The following is a 16,434-nucleotide window of genomic DNA, read 5'->3' on the forward strand; positions in this document are numbered from 1 at the left end:
CCTGCGTCGCTGATTTCCTCCGAAGATTTTCCAGGTCTTGCCCTGCGGGTAGACGGGCCTGCACGGGCACAGCTCCGCAAGCTTCGCCAGCAGCCAAAAAACAACGGGGGGAACGGGGAGCTGGCCGGTCACCTGAGCCGCCCCACACCCCTCACGTCTCTGCAAGGACAAAAACCATGACTGAAAAACTGACCATCTCCGGTTCCGCTGACCTTCTCGCCGCCGTCCCGCACCTGCTGGGCAACCAGCCCAAGGAGTCGTTTGTCGTGCTGACGTCACGCTTTGGCAGCCTTGGAGCAACCCTGCGCATGGACGCACCGGCAGAGGCCGCACCACTGGATTACGCCCAAATGATGGCGACCTACGCTGCCAACGACGAGAAGGCAACGGGCAGCTTCGTGATCGTTTACACCGACGAGAAACCGGCCTACGGCTTCCCCTACGCCGCTCACGTGCTCGCGCTCAGCACGGAGCTGGCCACTGCGCGGATGCCCGTAAAGAAGGTCTTCTTGGTGACGGGAACCTACTGGGCAACCTACGGCACGCCGGAGAAGAACTCTCTGGATGAAATCCGCGACAGCAACGCGAACGCCACCTTGACCTATTTCGGATCCGCTCCCGATATCGACGTCTACAACCCGGAACTGCTGGGTGCGTGGGCGCTTCCGGTGCAGGCGCCGGAAGGTACGGACGAGGAACTGGAAACCGCATGCGCTACATGGGCGACCGTGCTGGACGGCGAAGGTACGCCGGACACCGAAACGGCCCGTCAGCTGGCCGCAGCATTCCAGCACCGTCACATCCGTGATTACCTGTTTCGGGACACCATCACCACGCATAACGGCAACTTCGGTGACACCCTGACCGGCAAGTTCACCGCCCGCCCCGACTGGACGCGAGTGGACCGCGCGGAAGCTGTCGCCTTCGACCTGATGAAGGTCGTACCCACCGGGCAGCGCGCCCCCATGCTGGCCCTGATGGGCTGGCTGGAATGGCTCAAAGGCCACGGAACCCAGGCAGGCCGCTACCTGAAACTTGCCACCGAGGACGTTTCGGACTTCCGGCTCGCCGTGCTGCTGCGCGAACTCATCAACCGCGGAGCCGTCGCAGACGTTGCCCGCGATGAGGGCACTTCCTACCAGCGCCGCCTGATCTAGGACAGCCGAGGCCGGGACGGATCACCTTCGAGGTATCCGTCCCGGCATTCCCGGTGGCGGGGCGGCCTCCCCCGCTGGCGCTCCTCCGGCCGCCGGGTCACGCTGACGCGGGCGCAGCCACACACCCAGTCAGCATGCAGGATCCCGGACTACAGTGGGCAAAGACGCCACCAACGGGAGGGACGCTGTGGGAACCGAATACATCTTGACCGACGAGGACAGGCCGGCCGCTGACGCGAGCCTGGCCGAGGACATCCTCGAGCTGCAGCTGCTCACGGCCGGCGAAAAGACCGGACCGGTGGACACGGCGCACGCCCAGGAACACCACAACTTTTAGAACCCGACGCAGCGAAGCTGCTGCGACGTCAGATTCCCTTGCAGAGGAAGAGAAGAAGACCGGCACCTGGTGTCGGTCTTCTTTTCTTCGTACGGAAAGTCCAACAAGCTGTTGGACAAGAGCAGGCTCGCTGGGCTCGCTCTGGTTTCCGCTGCGCTCCAACCAGTTGACGGGCGTCCGCTGGCGCGGCCGGCTGTTGGGTCCAGGGCGTGCCGTCGCAGAGCTCCGGACCCCCTGGCCCTGGTGTGTCTACGACGTTTTTGGCTGCTGTCCTTCGGATTGTACGTGCCCGTTCCGGCCCCTCTAGCCCCTGTCGTTCCTCCCGGGGCCTGTGCCCCGTAAAAGTCTTCTCCGGCGCTCCTGCGTCGCTGATTTCCTCCGAAGATTTTCCGGGTCTTGCCCTGCGGGTAGACGGGCCTGCACGGGCACAGCTCCGCAAGCTTCGCCAGCAGCCAAAAAACAACGGGGGGAACGGGGAGCTGGCCGGTCACCTGAGCCGCCCCACACCCCCCACGTCTCTGCAAGGACAAAAACCATGAACGATCGCATTGCACGGGCAGCCCTGACCCGCCTGTTCGAACCCAACGACACGGTTGGCCGGACCTTTGTGGGCAGGCTCGGCGCGTACGCCGCGCTACGGTTCGCCACCGGCGCCCAACCCGCCCATACCCTTCCGGACGTGATGCCCGAGGAACTGGCCGACGGGTTGAAGCGCTGGGCGCCCCGCGTCCCGGATCTGGCCCCGGAGAAGGATCTGGCGACCATCGAGCGCCTGGGCGGAGGTTTCCTGATCCCGGGAGACGAGCACTGGCCAACCGGTTTGGACGACCTTCCGGACGCGCCCCTCGGCCTCTGGTACCGGGGCAACATCGGCAACGGAATCCCCGACCCGACCAATTGCGCGGCACTGGCTGGATCACGGGACTGCACGAGCTACGGCGCGGCCGTCACCGGAGACATCGCCTACAGCCTGGCCCAGCGCGGAATCTGCGTCATCGCCGGACTCGCCTACGGCATCGACGCCCACGCCCACCGTGCCGCACTGGCCGGAAGCACCGGAGAAGACATGGCGACCATCGCCGTCCTGGCCGGGGGACTGGACCGGGACTACCCGTCCGGAAACGCCGACCTCGCGGCCGCGATCCGCGCCAACGGACTCACACTCTCCGAGCTGCCCCCAGGATCCGCGCCCACCCGGTCCCGCTTCCTCCAGAGAAACCGCATAATTGCGGCGTTGGCCGGGGTGACCTGCGTCGTGGAAGCACGCTGGCGCTCCGGGGCACTGAACACCGCCCACCACGCCGAAACCATCGCCCGGCACGTCGCAGCCGTCCCCGGCAGCGTCCACAGCGCCAACTCCGCAGGATGCCACCGGCTCCTCAAAGAAGGCGGCGCGGCACTGGTCACCGACGCGGCCGAACTAACCGAACTGCTCGCCAGCTAAACCCGCCGGGGTGGCCGGGACCAACGTCCCGGCCACCGCCCAGATTTTGACGAAGGAGACAGGACCATGACCGACTTTTGGGATGCTGACGGCGACTTCGACTACGAAGCCCACTACGAGGCAGGCCAACGCGACAAAGCGGCCAACACCGCCGCGTGGATCGGTCACCCGGGAATGACGGATGCCATCTACTACTTCGGCCTGCAGGGCGGGGCAGACTCGACGTTTACGCCCGAACTGCTCTCAGCGCTGCATACATGGCAGGTCCAGCTCGAAAAGAGGGAAGCTGCCCCGGCAGACCAGGAAATCAAAGAGCTGCACCGTCAGGCGGAAGAAACCACCCGCGCGATCCTGGCAATGATCGACAGGGCCACATAAGTAGCCGTGGCTGTTCACCTTGCGCGTCCGGGCGGTCCGCCGCAAGTGGCCGGCTTGTACTGGTGGTTGCCGGCGGCGGACCGCCAATCCCGCAGCGACCGGGTGCCGGGCGGCGGCCGCCGGCGGCAAGCCAAAGGTTGGCGGTGTCGTTGGGTTCTCCGGAGCAGGGGGAGAGGCAGGCTCGCTGGGCTCGCCCTGGTTTCCGCTGCGCTCCAACCAGTTGACGGGCGTCCGCTGGCGCCGCCGGCTGTTGGGTCCAGGGCGTGCCGTCGCAGAGCTCCGGACCCCCTGGCCCTGGTGTGTCTACGACGTTTTTGGCTGCTGTCCTTCGGATTGTACGTGCCCGTTCCGGCCCCTCTAGCCCCTGTCGTTCCTCCCGGGGCCTGTGCCCCGTAAAAGTCTTCTCCGGCGCTCCTGCGTCGCTGATTTCCTCCGAAGATTTTCCGGGTCTTGCCCTGCGGGTAGACGGGCCTGCACGGGCACAGCTCCGCAAGCTTCGCCAGCAGCCAAAAAACAACGGGGGGAAAGGGGAGCTGGCCGGTCACCTGAGCCGCCCCACACCCCCCACGTCTCTGCAAGGACAAAACCATGAACGCAACAACACCCACACTCGAAATGCTCGACCCGGCAACCCTGACCGTCGATATCAACGTCCGGAAGGACGCGGCCCTGACCGCCGATTTCATCGCCAGCATCAAGGAACACGGCGTGATGGAACCGGTGATCGCGCACCGCAAGGACGACGGAACCGTGCACGTCCTGATGGGCCAGCGCCGCACCCGCGCCGCCGTCGAAGCCGGACGGCCCCTGATCCCGGTCATGATCATCGACTCACCCGAGGAAGCCGAGCGCATCGTTACGCAGGTGGTGGAGAACATCCAGCGCGCCGAACTGACCGAAGCAGACGAAGCCGACGCCTACCACCAGCTGTCCCTGATCGGCGTCTCGGCCGCCGCGATCGCCAAGAAGACCGGACGGACCAAGACCACCGTCGAGAGCGCCCTCAAAGCCAAGTCCAGCGAGACCGGGGCCGCCGCCCTGGGTAAGGGCTACACCATCGAAGAAGCTTTGATCCTCGCGGAATTTGAGTCAGACGAGGAAGCCACTGCCGAGCTCGAGTCCGTCATCATGGACGAACCCGACATGCTCCTGCACGTCACCCAGCAGCTGCGCGACAAACGCGACCGTGCCGCCGCACTGGCGGCACTCACCGCAGAGCTGGAAGCGGCCGGAACGATTGTTGTTCCCGAATGCGGTTACGGGGAGGACAGCGAAACACTTCGGGTCACGTCCCTGAAAAGGGCAGACGGGGAACCGGCCACGGACGAGGACGCAAATGCCGTCTACATCGAAACGGACTATCGCGGCGAACACTCCGCCGTCCCCGTCGTCACCGGCTGGAAAGAACTGGGCTTCACGCTCCGCTACTACAGCGGCTGCGGCACCTCATCGGCTTCGAAAGGCCCCATGACCGAGGAGCAGAAGGCCGAACGGAAGACGCTGATTGAAAACAACAAACTGATGCAGTCCGCAACTGTGGTCCGGCGCGAATGGGTCAAGAACCTGCTGGCAAAGAAACAGGCCCCCAAGGGCTGGCAATACTTCACCGTCCACGCGATCACCCACCACTCCGAAACCGCCAGCGGATACGAGGGCAAGGTCGCAGCCGAGATGGCCGGAGTGAAGTTCGAAGAGTCCAACCAGTGGGCGTGGAACCCCCTCAGGGACCACGTCGCCAAGACCACCGCACGGCCGGAATTCGCACTGATTGCGCTGATCTGCGCCGGGTATGAAAAGACCATCCAAAAGGACTCGTGGCGCTCACCCGGCCAAACCCACCGGGACTACCTGAACCAGCTGGTCCTCTGGGGATACACGGCAAGTGAGGTCGAACAGATCATTATCGACAGCGGCGAAAAGGCCGAGACGGCCGGATAGACCACGGCTCCTGTGCCGGGCGGCGGATCCCGAACCCCGCCCGGCACAGGCCCAGCCCACTCACCGCCGGAAGGCCCGGAACCTTCCAGAATTCGGGCGGTCCGCCGCCCAGGGCGAACCACCGTATCCACTCACCAGCGGCGGACCGCCGTCGGCGCCAGCAACCAGGAACATAGAACAGGAGCCGCGCTCCAGCAACGATGCCGGGCAAGAACGCGGCCGTCACTTCAGCTAGACTGATCCATAGATTTCTTGCAGAGAAACCCGAAAGGAGCCGGCACACGCCGGCTCCTTTCCGGGTTAACGGGGAGCTGGGCCCCTGCTGATTTCAGCCCGGGATGTTCCGGGGATCGTTGCCGTAACTGTTCTTGGAGCCGATCTGGCCATCCTGGTTCCTGATCACGTGCTCCACCTTGTCGGCCTGGGCCGCTTCCCGGCCTGCGGCGACCGCTTCATCCTTGGTGGCGTAGCCGGCGCCGAACGCCCGGCCTGTTCCTTCGCGCTTGTTCTTCCACACGCCGTCTTCGTAGTACGTCTCGATATCACCCTGGGCCATTAAGATCTCTCTCTCCTGTGGACTGCGGTACTTCTCGAATGGTGCAGACAGCGGAAAACCCCGCAGCACGAGTCAAGTTATGCGGGGTCTTCCTAAGCGCCGGCTCCGCAAATTGGGGGACGTGCGGAGAAGCTCACCCCAATCTAATAGAAAGCAAACTTACTTTTCAAGGACTTTGCCGTGGACGACCGGCGTGAGGTCCGGGCCGGCAGCGGCGACCAACACCTCGGGGCGGGGGAGTGGCGGCTCTTACTGCAGCTCTATTCCGAGGACCAGGAGCGCGGGGGCTGACGCCCGTCAGTTGACGGGCCCGCCACTCCAGTGACCTAAGCTGCAAAAAAACATGGGCCAAAAAATGCCTAGATCTAGCGTCGAAACTACTATTCATTCAGTTGAATGATTGATAGAATTGAAGCAGCAAGTCAGCCAGACGAACGAAACTCATTTGATACGAAACCAGGTACTGAAAATGACTTCCTCACCTACCGCTTACACGGTCTACACCAAGCCCAACTGCCCGAACTGTGACCGGACGAAGGACTACTTCGATTCCAAGGGCATCACCTACACGGCCGTGGACATCACCGAAGTGCCGGCAGCCCTGGCGTACATCACCGAAGAACTGGGCTACTCCCAGGCACCCGTCGTCGTGAACAACTCCGATGATCAGGACCACTGGTCAGGGCTCCGCAGGGACAAACTCGTCCAGGCCGCCATGCACCACACCACAATCCTCACCGGGTCGTAGGGGACAGCGCATGGACACCCTGACTCCGCGGGACTTCACCATCAGCTCCCGCCAGTTCGATGAAGACCAGGAATGGTTCGGCCTCCACGCCAACCCCTCCGGCGACATCAATGTCCCCGCCACGGACCCCTATCAGCCCGCAGAACCGCACCACCTAACCAGCTCACGACGAAAGGTCATGAACATGTCAGGCGAAACCACCATCACCGTAATCGGGAACCTCACCAACGACCCCGAGCTGCGGTTCACCCCCTCGGGATCCGCGGTGGCAAACTTCACCGTCGCCTCCACGCCCAGGACCTTTGATCGCCAGTCCAATGAGTGGAAGGACGGCGAAACCCTGTTCCTCCGCGCCTCTGTCTGGCGCGAAGCTGCCGAGAACGTGGCCGAGTCCCTGACCAAGGGCATGCGCGTCATCGTTACCGGTCGGCTGAAGTCCAGGTCCTACGAAACCAAGGAAGGGGAAAAGCGCACGGTGATAGAGCTCGAGGTGGATGAGATCGGCCCCTCCCTTCGGTACGCCAACGCCAAGGTCAACCGGACCCAGCGCAGCAGCCAGGGCGGACAAGCCGGCGGTGGATTCGGCGGCCAGGGGAGCGGCAACCAGGCAGCCCAGTCAGCCCCGCAGGATGATCCGTGGGGCATCCCCGCTACCAGCAATGCCGGCGGGAGCTGGGGCACTGGCCCCGACTCCGAACCCCCGTTCTAAACCGCTGCGTCTGTCGGGGTCAGCAGATACGCTGGCCTCGACAGGCCCTGCTCCAACCTCTCCGATGACAGGATCCATAATGGCCGAGAACTTGCCCAGCTTTGAAGAAATGCGGGCGCGCGCTTTCGCGCTCCTGGGCGACGCGGAAGACGAGCTCCGTTCTGACTGGCGGCCCGGTACCGGACCCACCGCCGAACAAGGACGTGCGGTGAGCGAAGCGAAGCAAGCCATCGCCCAAGCCAAGGCCGCCCTCGACCGCGCCGGCCGCTGATAGACCACAAACAAAGGGACACGACAATGACGCACGCAGATGACCTCCGCGCCTGGGCAAAAGGCGTCTACACGATCGAGGCGGCCACTGAGCTGCTGATCCGGGGCTTTGGCGGGAAGTTTGCTGCCCCCGGTAACCCATGGGTCTACACAAGCAACGAGCCCCAAGGGCCCGGACAAGTGAATGCATGGATCGATTTCGCAGCGGTCCCGGACGAGGTCGGTGTACTCTCCGGCGGGGAACGCCGGTTCCTGCTGCTGGCGGCGTCGGTGGCCGAGGGCGTTCCGGTCATCCTGCGCGATGTCGTACCGGGGCTGGACAGGGAAAACCTTGACCTTGTCCTGGCCGCGATCGCACATGCCGGAGGCAGCCACGAACACTCCGATGTCCGCTTCAACGAGGACGGTTCCATGTCGCTGAGGAAGGGTTACCTGGACAGCCTGCACCCTTGGCCTCGCGCGCTGCGCGCCGTCTAGGCGGAGACTTTTTTGATGGAGAAACCGAAGAGGGTTCCGGCATTCACGCCGTACTACACCGAGGACCAAGCAGGACAGGTCCGGGCCGCCTTCAAGGCAGCCGGCCTGCAGGAGGGCGACGCCAGTGTTTCGGACCTTATCGTTAGGGCGACCATGCGTGAAGTAAACCGGCTGCAGCGCAAGTACAACGGCGGCAAGCCCTGGCCGCCGGTGCCGGCGGGCGGGCTGCGGCGCGGGCAGCGGACGATGGATGAGATGCGGCAGCGAGACGAAGGAAAGTAGCTATGGCTCAGTGGGATGACGAAATGAACAAGACGGAGATCCGCGCGTCGCTGCCGTTCCCGAAGATGCTGACGATAGATGAGGTCCACGAGATTCTGAACCTGGGTAAACCGATGGTCTATGCGCTGCTGCGAAGTGGCGAGCTGAGGGCGGCGCAGCTCGGGCCGAGGCGCATGTGGCGCGTCAGTGAGGACGACCTGGCGGACTATCTTGAGCGCGCCTACAAAGAGACCCAGGAACGCATCGCCGCCGGAACCATCAAGGCTGAAGCTCTCGAAGACGACGAGTAAAGCAATTGAGAAAGGTGTGGTGGCTGTTCTGCTGATATAAACACAGAGGCAGGTTGTAGTCACGAAAACACCTATTCAAAGGGACATTTATGCAGTGGGACGAGTCATTCCTGGCGGGAGCGAGCGGGGGAGCGCTACTTATAGGCGGCCTCTTCGCTGTCAATTGCTTGTCCATGATTGCTCGTGAAGCGCACGCACCTGCTCTACTCAGGACACTGCTCGTCCACGCCATAGCGGCGCCGGTTTTCGCCCTCCTTGGAGGGACGACGGCATACTTCTTCTCAGGGCGGACCGGTGACTTCCTCCAAGGCCTCGGATGGCTTGCCTTGGTGACAATCCTGGCTGGGGGAATAATTCCTGGTATTGGCAAGGAGGAACATCGTGAAAATGCGACCGGCAGTGCTTCGTGAGGACTTTTGGGGCGATCTAGCGAACACTTTCCTGTTGAGGCCCGTATACCGCGAGACGAAGCAGGAGCAGGAGGCGAAAGCCGCAGAAACCAAGTCCGAGGAGAACAAGGATAAGGCGGCGGCGGAACCCTCAAACTCGGCATATATCGCCGAGACGTCAGCTGCGGCTGCGGCCGCAGCTGACGTCTCGGAGAGTGTTAGGACTATAGCGTCCCTGTCGAGGCAATTTGGCCGCCATGCCCTTTCACTTCCCGCCGTAACGAGCGTGATCCTGGAGGCTTCGCACGGAAGAGTGTTCGCCACCTCAGAAGCCTTCTTGAAGGATTGGAACGCGACCCTCCAGGCGGGGGTAGATCAATCACGCTCACACTTCGCCATAAAGGCAAGCGGAACGGAAATGGCCTCCGCTTCAACAGAAGCAAGCGGCACGGAAGCCGACGGCCTCGGATCGTCTCAGACCCAGGAATCTGTCGCCTTATCTCGCGCGCTATATCAGGCTGAACCCGAGGTCGACCGATACGCATGGAGCTTGGCTGGCTCTTTGTTGACTCATGCCAGAGCTCTAGTATCGGAGGGTAAGCCCGATAAAGCCGTGGGCGCCGCTGGCGAAGCAGTGGATATCTACCGGTCACTGCAATTGACCGGCGATTTTCGCGCATACGCCCTGAATACCTATGCTGACGTCCTGACAGCGGTAGGGCGGGAAGCTGAGGCGGTCGATTTGGGTGTCGAGGCGACGCAAGTCTACGAAGAGCTTGCCGACAAGTACCCAAATGGTTATGAACCCGGTCTTGTTGCCGCGATGATAAGTCTCTCCAAGCGACTATCGAATGTGGGCGAGCACGGTCGGGCACTTGCTAACTCTGCTGATGCCGTTCTCAGAACTCGGAAGATGGAGGACGAGATCCCGGGCGGACACACCGCAGACCTGGCTTTAGCATTGGCCAATCATGCAGAACGCCTGGGTGAAAGTGGTGAGGTGGCGGAAGCCTCAGAAGTGCTAAACGAGGCCGCTGAGCTGTACGCGAAACTTGCTGAACAATACCCGCTCTCCTACACGGCCCAGCTTGAGACGGTGCTGGAACTCCTTCGTCAATGGAGCGAATTCCCACACGCCGACTGAGCCTGACACGGACGAAGATCCCGGCTACGCCGCTGGCTGCCTTGCGTTCTCGCGTATGGATGGCTCGGCCTGGACGGCAAGAGACGTGTAGTCCGGGCGGGGACAGAGGGGGCGACGACTTCAGGGGGAAAAATGGGGTCGCTCCGTACGAGGTTGTGCATGATCGCCGGTCACACGGGGTGACGCGCCGGACACAGGTGAACTGGCGATTGTGTGCAGCCGGTCATGGGGGTCCCGTCGTCCATATGTGTGCGGGAAAAGCCCGAAGGATTTAGCTTTTGCCGTGCCCATGTGGGCGAGGGGTGTGACTTGGTTCCAGCCAATTGACCTAGTGGTAGTGAGCAGTTGCCCGTTCAACGAAAAGCCTGTGCGCTTCGCTCAGAGTCATGCTCGCCGTGTTCATGAGCCACCAAAGGTGTTTGTAACTGCCAGTGACCATGTAGGTGTCGTCATTCGGTCCGTCATAGAACGGTTCTTTGTCGCTCAGGGCTAGCCCGGCCCAGCGTTTGCCATGTGCCATTCCGCTGGCCAGTTGCCAGTGTCCAAGGGGGTTAACGGATGCGAATGCGGAGGCCGTTCCGACTTCACGAAGGGCACCGGTTACGGAGAACCCCTGGGTAACGTTCTTCCAAGCGATGTGGTCCGGGTAGTGGGCGATCATCGATTGGATAAGTTGGACCCGCCGCGTGTAGGTTTTTTCGCCAGAACCGCCGTACTGAGTCACAGCACTGAGACTCTTTTTCGCATCATCAAGTTCCAGCATGGCGTGACGGTGGATCCTTTTGGGTCTACTCGTGGGCATGAGAACCCAGTAGCAGGTGCTAGCGCATTCAATTACGTTTCGGACGAGCGTGTAGGGAGCGAATGGGTGTAGGGCGAGATTTATGTGTGAATCATTCTCGCTCGCTATCGACATGCTTCGGATGGCGCTGAAGTTGTCCGCCGCTGCGGTCAGCAGATAGCGAAGGTAGTACGACAGTGGAAGCGCCGGGGAGATATTGTCGTCACCCATTAGCGAAGACCCAGGCCGGACCTTCATATTGTGATTGATGCCGTGGCTAAGGTGCGCGTGATTGTCCAGGAGCTGCAGGATGCGGCCAGCCCATTCGTACTCATCTGCGGCCGAGGGCAGCAGTAGCTTTTCCGAAGCGGGAAAGCTACTGCTGGGTGACGTCTTGTCGTCGCTCACGAGGAGGTTACTGGTGGCTGGAGCTTGCAGCGTCAGTCAATTCATGTTCGTGTGCACCGTTGTCACCGTGCTTTGACTGGCGGGTGTTTTTAGTTCCGCGGGGACGTCCGCCGGCCTTCTTTGTCGGAGCGTCGAGACCGAACCCTCGCAGGTCAGATTCGGTCCAATCCGAGCGAAGGGCGTTTTGGTAGTCCTTGGCGTATTTTTGTTCGGCGGCAGCAAGCAGCTGAGCGGCCTCCTGGAGTTTCAGGCCGCTGGCGGCGGCTGCCTTCACAGCGTTTACTTTCGCGTCCCTGGCAGCGTCAATCTTAGCGGCCGCTTTAGCGGCAATGTCGTCGATGTTCATACCCAGACACTACCCAAGAGCGCCCAGCCAGTCGGGGAGGTTTTACCGGCGCGCCACCACACCGCGCAAAAACCACTGAGGCCAAGCCGTGCGGAGCAAGCTATGTGGTTATGTGCCATAACCGCGTGTCGATCCACGCCCTGCGGTCCTGGTTCGGCGACACTTGAGTGTCGGCCCGGAGATCCCGGGGCGCTGCGCTGGGCATTGGGGGAGGGCAACGGATGAGCCAAGATCAGAATTCGCCCCCCCGTTTCACACGCCGCCGGCGGGCCAATATTGACGGAGATACCCAGTACGTTCGGGTGTCGATGTCGCAAAGGGAACGGGCGCAGCTTGCCGTCCTGGAAGAACGCACAGGACGCAGCCCGTCCGAGATCCTTGTCAGCGCGGCGCTGTACTCCGAGAACTCAGAGTCACTGGCGGAACGACGGGCCATGGCGGTCGAGTTCATGGCGGCCCGCCGCTACCTCGCGGCCCTGTCGAACAACGTCAACCAGCTCGCCCGGCACGCCAACGCCACCGATGAATTTCCCGAAGCTGCGCGCGTGGTGCTGACACGCGTCCGGGCCATCGCTGACCGCATCAATGGCATGCTCGACACGATGGTGCGCTGATGATTCCCAACATCACCAAGGGCACCCGCATGCAGGGACTCATCGCCTACCTTGCAGGGCCAGGACGCGCCAATGAACACACAGACCCGCACCTCGTTGCCGGTTCTCCGTCGATCATGGCGTGGCACAACGATGACGAACTTAACGCCACCGCAGCACAGGCGATCGCCCGTGAACTCGACGAAGCCAAGAATGTTCTTGGAGTCGATGTCACCGGTGGCCACGTCTGGCACTGCTCCCTCTCCTTGCGTGCGGAAGAGGGGGATCTGACTGACCAGAAGTGGGGCGAAATCGCCAAGGATTTCATGGACGCAATGGGATTCACCGAGGCCGGCGGACGTGCACCGGTCCAGTGGGTGGCGATACGCCACGGCCACAGCAAAGCAGGGAACGACCACATCCACATCGCCGCGTCCATGGTCCGTGAAGACGGCACCAAATGGGACAGCTGGAAGGACTTCCCCAGGGCGCAAAAAGTGGCACGCGAATTGGAGAAGAAATACGGTCTGGAAGAACTTTCCCGCACGCACTCCACGCGCGGACTTCGCCCCGGAGAGCGCGAAGCATCCGAGCGGCGCGGAGCTCCCGAGCCCGAACGGCGCTCCCTGGAACGAAAGGTCCGTGCCTGCGCCACGTCCGCCAAGGATGAAGCAGAATTTGTCCGTCGTATTCGCCGGACTGGTGCGCTCATCAGGCCGCGGTACGCTTCCGGACGCGATGATGTCGTGGTGGGATACAGCGTTGCCGAACGTCCCGTCAAAGGTGGCCGGCCCGTATGGTTCGGCGGGGGTCACCTCGCCAAAGATCTGGCACTGCCCAAGCTCCGCGGTGAGTGGCAGGACACCCCGCAGTCCGCAGGCGAAGCCGTACACGAATGGGAAGCTGCAGCGCGCGGCCGCCGCTCAGTCGTTATCGGTCGTGAAGCCCACGAACCGGATCCCCAACTGTGGGAGAAGTACAGCAACGAAGTCGCCCGGCTGCGCGAAACCTTGCGTTCAGTACCTTTGGACGATCACGCCACCTGGGCGCACGTCGCACGCGAAACCGCCGGTGCATTCGCCGCTTGGTCCACAGCAACCGAGACGGTGCCCGGCCCGCTGGCCGCAGCGGCAACCGAACTGTCCAAGACAGCCCAGCTGCGCCGGTACCCGGTCAAGCCCGTCAAGACCCTCGGACCGTCGGCCCGTGGAGCTTCCCTGCTGCTGATGGCCGCCACAACGGGATCCGGAACCGCCGCCCAGACGATCATGCTGCGGCAGCTGCTCAACGTCTCCAAAGCCATTCACGACATGCACCAGGCGAACAACGATCTGCGCCGCTCACGGCAGATCAACGCCATCGTCCGCACGCAACTGGTGATGGTAGCCAACGCACTTCCACCGGTGCCGAAGCAGGAACCAGCGAACGTGACCCCCACACCGGCGGTGGACGCCGGGCTGGCCGAAACGGTACGGCGTGGGCGCGAAGGAATGTCACCAATAAACAGGCCAGGATCGGTCCTGCCACCCAAGTACGAACGCCCTAGAACTCCGACAACGACCCGGACCGGAAACGACCGCCCGGACATCGAGCGATAGCACCAGGAAGGTAGAGCATGAGCGAATCAGACGGACTGGACGAGGTTGTAGAAACGATGCTCCGCACGGGCTTGACTGCCGCGGGACGGATCGGTGAAGAGCTGGCCCGGGCACGAGAAAAATCAGCGCGCGAAGCCGCAGCAGTCGAAGACCAACAGGGGCGCGAATTGATGGCACGCCTCGAGGGCGAACGCGCAGCCGCGCGCGCACAGCTAGCGCCCGCGCTGGATGCCCGCTGGTGGGACAACGCCAAAGCGGAGGACATTGTCCGAGTCCACCAGACGGCCACAGCATGGAAGGGCCAGGACCCTCTGGCGCGCTCTGCTGCTGACGCCATCCGCGAGCAGGTACAGCAGCGCTACGGGATCGACGTCGACACTCTGGGAACGGGAGCGAGCGGTGCGGCCGCACTGAATGACGCGTCACGTTCAAAGGCCCAGGAAGAACGGACAGCGGCAGCGGAGGAAAACACTCAAGCCGGCCAGCTTCTCGCAGAAGCCGAACGGGTCGACAAAGCCCAACACCAAAACGTAGATGCCGAGAACGCCCAGCCCGCAAAGCTGATAGACGACGCCGCGACATACGATTCGGCGGAACGTCGGGAAGCCTTCGCCAGGAGCCTTGACCACGTCGGCGACCGGGAAGCTGTGAAGGCCAGAATCACTGCAGACCGCAACCAGGCAACGCCGCCGGGTGCTGCACTGGCGGCAAGTATCAAGGCGCCAAAGGCACGGAAGACTCGTGCAGCACACGAACCCACTAAGCAGGTCCAGAAGGGTTTAGACCGCTGATAGGACTCTCCTGCAGGTCGCCTCAGGAATAACTTTCCTGACGATGAAAGGAGGGCCTCCGGGAACCATCGCGTCGCTTCCCGGAGGCCCCTCCCAAAGCTAGTCCCGCCCCTCCTCGCGATGGCTAAGGACGAAAATAATATAGGCGACCAGGCTGCCCACCATCGCCGAGGCGCCCGCCGGCCAGTTAGAAGAAGCCGCCCAGATGATCCCTCCTGCGATCATCGCGGCGATCACGAGCACCAGGGGTGCAAGTCCCGCCGGTCCATCGACGCCGCCCCGCGCCGATATCCCTCCCACTTCGAGCTCGCCGTGCAACCGCGCCAGTTTGAAGCTCTGCTCATTATCGGGATCCCTGAGCCCTCCGCCGAGTTCAATATCGGTGTTCGGCTCTTTTTCCCACTCCGGATTTGACATGCTTTTGTTCCTCTCAGGTCTGTAATGGCGTCATTGCTTTCATCTCCCACTTGGTAGGTATATCCATTTACGCGTGAGCGGCCGCAGCCTCCTCCGCGCTGTCTCAGTTGAGCTCGGTGGTCCGCGGTTACCGCGTCCGCACTGGTTGAGTAAGCGTGTCATACCTCCATGTTAGCTGGGGGTTCACTCCTAGTGCCATAGGAAGTACACTTTTAGGTATGTAGGACGTTGCAATCTCTAGTTGCAGGGGTGACACTAGATGAACCCAGGAACTTTAAACTGTCGCGTGGAGCAGACAAGGAACTTCTTCGTTGGCGTGCCTACTCAAATCGAGTGGGATGACTGTTGAGGGCCGAGTCTCCTAGCGATAACCCGGCAGGTATGCGCTTGCCGGCTCACAGCTAAAAGGGAGAACTTTATGCACAAGTTGTTGGCTAAAGAGCCAGAAAGCAAAGAAAGGCCAGCAGATCGACCACGTAGGTTGGTTGTCGAGTTGGGACGCCGCGCTGCGGCAGACCTGGGCTGGCTTGTTGAAGAAGAAGAAGTAAATAAGACCACCGTCGTGAACAGGGCGATCCAGGTCTACCGGCTTCTCATCGAAACACAGAGGAACGGCGGATCGATCATTGTCAGCGATCCAAAACGTGGAGACTCTCCTCTTCGCATCGTCGCATAGCTTCCCAGCGCCTTTTTGCCATGTTTCTGGGCCAGCTCGGCTGGCCATAGTAACCAAGCTGGCCCAGAAAACAGGGCATTTTGAACTGCCTCCAGCTCGAGTGCACGCTGTAACCAAGCCACCAAGCCACCAAGCCACCAAGCCACCGGGCAGCCAGCAAGCAAGCTTTTTGGTTTGCATCTAGATAGTTGGGTTACGGACGGCCCCGCGACTCCAAGGGGCTATCTAAAAGCCTGTGTCGCCAAAACGTGATACTTGAACTTGGCTACTTTTTTGGCAAGCTTGGTCGCAAGAAGGCTGTCTGTAAGCTGCAATTGATCTGGCCGATTGGGCTCACAACGTTCTAGTAACGCCGCCGTAACGCATCCGATGCCAGTGTCGGTTCATGACCCTCGATGCTGCGTTGTTCTCAGGTTCCAAGTGCTACTTCTTTGACGGCAATCGCTATCTTCGCGTGACCCGTGGTGATACGGGTGCAGGCACTGTCGATGCCGGCTACCCGGCGCCCATCTCCAACTGGGGCTGGCCGGCGGGGTTCGGGAGTTCGGGCATTGATGCGGCCCTGTACTCGGGCCCTAAAACCTACTTCTTCAAAGGCGGCCAGTACATCCGCGTGACCCGTGGTGATACGGGTGCAGGCACTGTCGATGCCGGCTACCCGGCGCCCATCTCCAACTGGGGCTGGCCGGCGGGGTTCGGGAGTTC

22 protein-coding genes are annotated in these 16,434 nt (G+C 62.1%); 18 read left to right on the top strand and 4 right to left on the bottom strand.

The features are described 5' to 3' along the window. The first annotated feature begins 176 nt into the window (after positions 1–176). The 5 genes from J2X42_RS22295 to J2X42_RS22315 all read left to right on the top strand — a co-directional run bounded on the left by J2X42_RS22295 (position 177) and on the right by J2X42_RS22315 (position 5,254). Positions 177–1,157 carry a DUF4192 domain-containing protein gene (locus tag J2X42_RS22295; RefSeq protein ID WP_310168178.1) on the top strand — a complete coding sequence of 327 codons (981 nt, stop codon included), beginning with the start codon at positions 177–179 and terminating at the stop codon, positions 1,155–1,157. Between the two features lie 154 nt (positions 1,158–1,311). Beyond that, on the top strand, positions 1,312–1,494 hold the full coding sequence (locus J2X42_RS22300) for a hypothetical protein (RefSeq protein ID WP_310168179.1): 183 nt from the start codon (positions 1,312–1,314) through the stop codon (positions 1,492–1,494). Between the two features lie 535 nt (positions 1,495–2,029). Further along, complete coding sequence (gene dprA, locus J2X42_RS22305; protein WP_310168180.1) at positions 2,030–2,938, top strand: DNA-processing protein DprA; 909 nt, start codon at positions 2,030–2,032, stop codon at positions 2,936–2,938. A gap of 66 nt (positions 2,939–3,004) precedes the next feature. Further along, positions 3,005–3,316: a hypothetical protein gene (locus J2X42_RS22310; RefSeq protein ID WP_310168181.1), complete on the top strand. Its 312-nt coding sequence runs from the start codon at positions 3,005–3,007 to the stop codon at positions 3,314–3,316. 588 nt (positions 3,317–3,904) lie between these two features. Further along, a complete protein-coding gene (locus tag J2X42_RS22315) occupies positions 3,905–5,254 on the top strand; it encodes a ParB/RepB/Spo0J family partition protein (protein WP_310168182.1) in 1,350 nt (449 codons plus the stop codon). Between the two features lie 328 nt (positions 5,255–5,582). Here J2X42_RS22315 and J2X42_RS22320 read toward each other — a convergent pair whose 3' ends face one another. Further along, positions 5,583–5,810, bottom strand: a complete 228-nt coding sequence (locus tag J2X42_RS22320) for a DUF2188 domain-containing protein (RefSeq protein ID WP_310168183.1) — start codon at positions 5,808–5,810, stop codon at positions 5,583–5,585. Between the two features lie 469 nt (positions 5,811–6,279). Here J2X42_RS22320 and J2X42_RS22325 point away from each other — a divergent pair, with 469 nt between their 5' ends. From J2X42_RS22325 to J2X42_RS22355, 7 genes are all read left to right on the top strand, one after another. Next, positions 6,280–6,558: a glutaredoxin family protein gene (locus tag J2X42_RS22325; protein ID WP_310168185.1), complete on the top strand. Its 279-nt coding sequence runs from the start codon at positions 6,280–6,282 to the stop codon at positions 6,556–6,558. 10 nt (positions 6,559–6,568) lie between these two features. After that, a complete protein-coding gene (locus J2X42_RS22330; protein WP_310168186.1) occupies positions 6,569–7,267 on the top strand; it encodes a single-stranded DNA-binding protein in 699 nt (232 codons plus the stop codon). 79 nt (positions 7,268–7,346) lie between these two features. Continuing rightward, a complete protein-coding gene (locus J2X42_RS22335) occupies positions 7,347–7,538 on the top strand; it encodes a hypothetical protein (protein WP_310168187.1) in 192 nt (63 codons plus the stop codon). 26 nt (positions 7,539–7,564) lie between these two features. Continuing rightward, positions 7,565–8,014: a hypothetical protein gene (locus tag J2X42_RS22340; RefSeq protein ID WP_310168189.1), complete on the top strand. Its 450-nt coding sequence runs from the start codon at positions 7,565–7,567 to the stop codon at positions 8,012–8,014. Positions 8,015–8,029: 15 nt separating this feature from the next. Further along, positions 8,030–8,296, top strand: a complete 267-nt coding sequence (locus J2X42_RS22345) for a ParB family protein (RefSeq protein ID WP_310168190.1) — start codon at positions 8,030–8,032, stop codon at positions 8,294–8,296. 2 nt (positions 8,297–8,298) lie between these two features. Continuing rightward, complete coding sequence (locus J2X42_RS22350; RefSeq protein ID WP_310168191.1) at positions 8,299–8,586, top strand: helix-turn-helix domain-containing protein; 288 nt, start codon at positions 8,299–8,301, stop codon at positions 8,584–8,586. Positions 8,587–8,967: 381 nt separating this feature from the next. Continuing rightward, positions 8,968–10,119 (top strand): hypothetical protein, encoded by a 1,152-nt coding sequence (locus J2X42_RS22355; protein ID WP_310168193.1) that lies wholly within the window; start codon positions 8,968–8,970, stop codon positions 10,117–10,119. 328 nt (positions 10,120–10,447) lie between these two features. Here J2X42_RS22355 and J2X42_RS22360 read toward each other — a convergent pair whose 3' ends face one another. Together J2X42_RS22360 and J2X42_RS22365 are read right to left on the bottom strand one after the other, a co-directional pair. Beyond that, the gene (locus tag J2X42_RS22360) at positions 10,448–11,308 is read right to left on the bottom strand and encodes a hypothetical protein (RefSeq protein WP_310168195.1); all 861 of its coding nucleotides are present in this window, start codon (positions 11,306–11,308) and stop codon (positions 10,448–10,450) included. A 7-nt stretch (positions 11,309–11,315) separates the two neighbouring features. Next, positions 11,316–11,654 (bottom strand): hypothetical protein, encoded by a 339-nt coding sequence (locus J2X42_RS22365; RefSeq protein WP_310168196.1) that lies wholly within the window; start codon positions 11,652–11,654, stop codon positions 11,316–11,318. Positions 11,655–11,962: 308 nt separating this feature from the next. Between J2X42_RS22365 and mobC the strand changes: the two genes are divergently transcribed. From mobC to J2X42_RS22380, 3 genes are read left to right on the top strand one after another with little or no spacing between them, the layout of a single operon-like run. Next, the gene (gene mobC, locus J2X42_RS22370; protein WP_310168197.1) at positions 11,963–12,268 is read left to right on the top strand and encodes a plasmid mobilization relaxosome protein MobC; all 306 of its coding nucleotides are present in this window, start codon (positions 11,963–11,965) and stop codon (positions 12,266–12,268) included. Next, complete coding sequence (locus J2X42_RS22375; protein ID WP_310168198.1) at positions 12,268–13,845, top strand: relaxase/mobilization nuclease domain-containing protein; 1,578 nt, start codon at positions 12,268–12,270, stop codon at positions 13,843–13,845. The genes mobC and J2X42_RS22375 overlap by 1 nt, the downstream gene beginning before the upstream one ends. 17 nt (positions 13,846–13,862) lie before the next feature. Next, positions 13,863–14,636: a hypothetical protein gene (locus tag J2X42_RS22380; RefSeq protein ID WP_310168199.1), complete on the top strand. Its 774-nt coding sequence runs from the start codon at positions 13,863–13,865 to the stop codon at positions 14,634–14,636. A 99-nt stretch (positions 14,637–14,735) separates the two neighbouring features. Here J2X42_RS22380 and J2X42_RS22385 read toward each other — a convergent pair whose 3' ends face one another. Continuing rightward, positions 14,736–15,053 (bottom strand): hypothetical protein, encoded by a 318-nt coding sequence (locus J2X42_RS22385; protein ID WP_310168200.1) that lies wholly within the window; start codon positions 15,051–15,053, stop codon positions 14,736–14,738. A 418-nt stretch (positions 15,054–15,471) separates the two neighbouring features. Between J2X42_RS22385 and J2X42_RS22390 the strand changes: the two genes are divergently transcribed. From J2X42_RS22390 to J2X42_RS22395, 3 genes are all read left to right on the top strand, one after another. Next, positions 15,472–15,729 carry a hypothetical protein gene (locus tag J2X42_RS22390; RefSeq protein ID WP_310168201.1) on the top strand — a complete coding sequence of 86 codons (258 nt, stop codon included), beginning with the start codon at positions 15,472–15,474 and terminating at the stop codon, positions 15,727–15,729. Positions 15,730–15,917: 188 nt separating this feature from the next. Then, positions 15,918–16,076 (top strand): TIR domain-containing protein, encoded by a 159-nt coding sequence (locus J2X42_RS23440; protein ID WP_396134132.1) that lies wholly within the window; start codon positions 15,918–15,920, stop codon positions 16,074–16,076. Between the two features lie 38 nt (positions 16,077–16,114). After that, positions 16,115–16,434, top strand: a 320-nt coding sequence (locus J2X42_RS22395; RefSeq protein ID WP_310168202.1) for a hemopexin repeat-containing protein, incomplete at its 3' end; no start/stop codon positions are given.

The organism is Arthrobacter sp. BE255 (assembly GCF_031457335.1).
In the GTDB taxonomy this organism is placed as follows: Bacteria; Actinomycetota; Actinomycetes; order Actinomycetales; family Micrococcaceae; genus Arthrobacter.

Coding starts and splice junctions, on each gene's coding strand:
- J2X42_RS22295 (WP_310168178.1), top strand. CDS start 177: ATGACTGAAAAACTGACCATCTCCGGTTCCGCTGACCTTCTCGCCGCC.
- dprA (WP_310168180.1), top strand. CDS start 2,030: ATGAACGATCGCATTGCACGGGCAGCCCTGACCCGCCTGTTCGAACCC.
- J2X42_RS22310 (WP_310168181.1), top strand. CDS start 3,005: ATGACCGACTTTTGGGATGCTGACGGCGACTTCGACTACGAAGCCCAC.
- J2X42_RS22315 (WP_310168182.1), top strand. CDS start 3,905: ATGAACGCAACAACACCCACACTCGAAATGCTCGACCCGGCAACCCTG.
- J2X42_RS22320 (WP_310168183.1), bottom strand. CDS start 5,810: ATGGCCCAGGGTGATATCGAGACGTACTACGAAGACGGCGTGTGGAAG.
- J2X42_RS22325 (WP_310168185.1), top strand. CDS start 6,280: ATGACTTCCTCACCTACCGCTTACACGGTCTACACCAAGCCCAACTGC.
- J2X42_RS22330 (WP_310168186.1), top strand. CDS start 6,569: ATGGACACCCTGACTCCGCGGGACTTCACCATCAGCTCCCGCCAGTTC.
- J2X42_RS22335 (WP_310168187.1), top strand. CDS start 7,347: ATGGCCGAGAACTTGCCCAGCTTTGAAGAAATGCGGGCGCGCGCTTTC.
- J2X42_RS22340 (WP_310168189.1), top strand. CDS start 7,565: ATGACGCACGCAGATGACCTCCGCGCCTGGGCAAAAGGCGTCTACACG.
- J2X42_RS22345 (WP_310168190.1), top strand. CDS start 8,030: ATGGAGAAACCGAAGAGGGTTCCGGCATTCACGCCGTACTACACCGAG.
- J2X42_RS22350 (WP_310168191.1), top strand. CDS start 8,299: ATGGCTCAGTGGGATGACGAAATGAACAAGACGGAGATCCGCGCGTCG.
- J2X42_RS22365 (WP_310168196.1), bottom strand. CDS start 11,654: ATGAACATCGACGACATTGCCGCTAAAGCGGCCGCTAAGATTGACGCT.
- mobC (WP_310168197.1), top strand. CDS start 11,963: ATGTCGCAAAGGGAACGGGCGCAGCTTGCCGTCCTGGAAGAACGCACA.
- J2X42_RS22375 (WP_310168198.1), top strand. CDS start 12,268: ATGATTCCCAACATCACCAAGGGCACCCGCATGCAGGGACTCATCGCC.
- J2X42_RS22380 (WP_310168199.1), top strand. CDS start 13,863: ATGAGCGAATCAGACGGACTGGACGAGGTTGTAGAAACGATGCTCCGC.
- J2X42_RS22385 (WP_310168200.1), bottom strand. CDS start 15,053: ATGTCAAATCCGGAGTGGGAAAAAGAGCCGAACACCGATATTGAACTC.
- J2X42_RS22390 (WP_310168201.1), top strand. CDS start 15,472: ATGCACAAGTTGTTGGCTAAAGAGCCAGAAAGCAAAGAAAGGCCAGCA.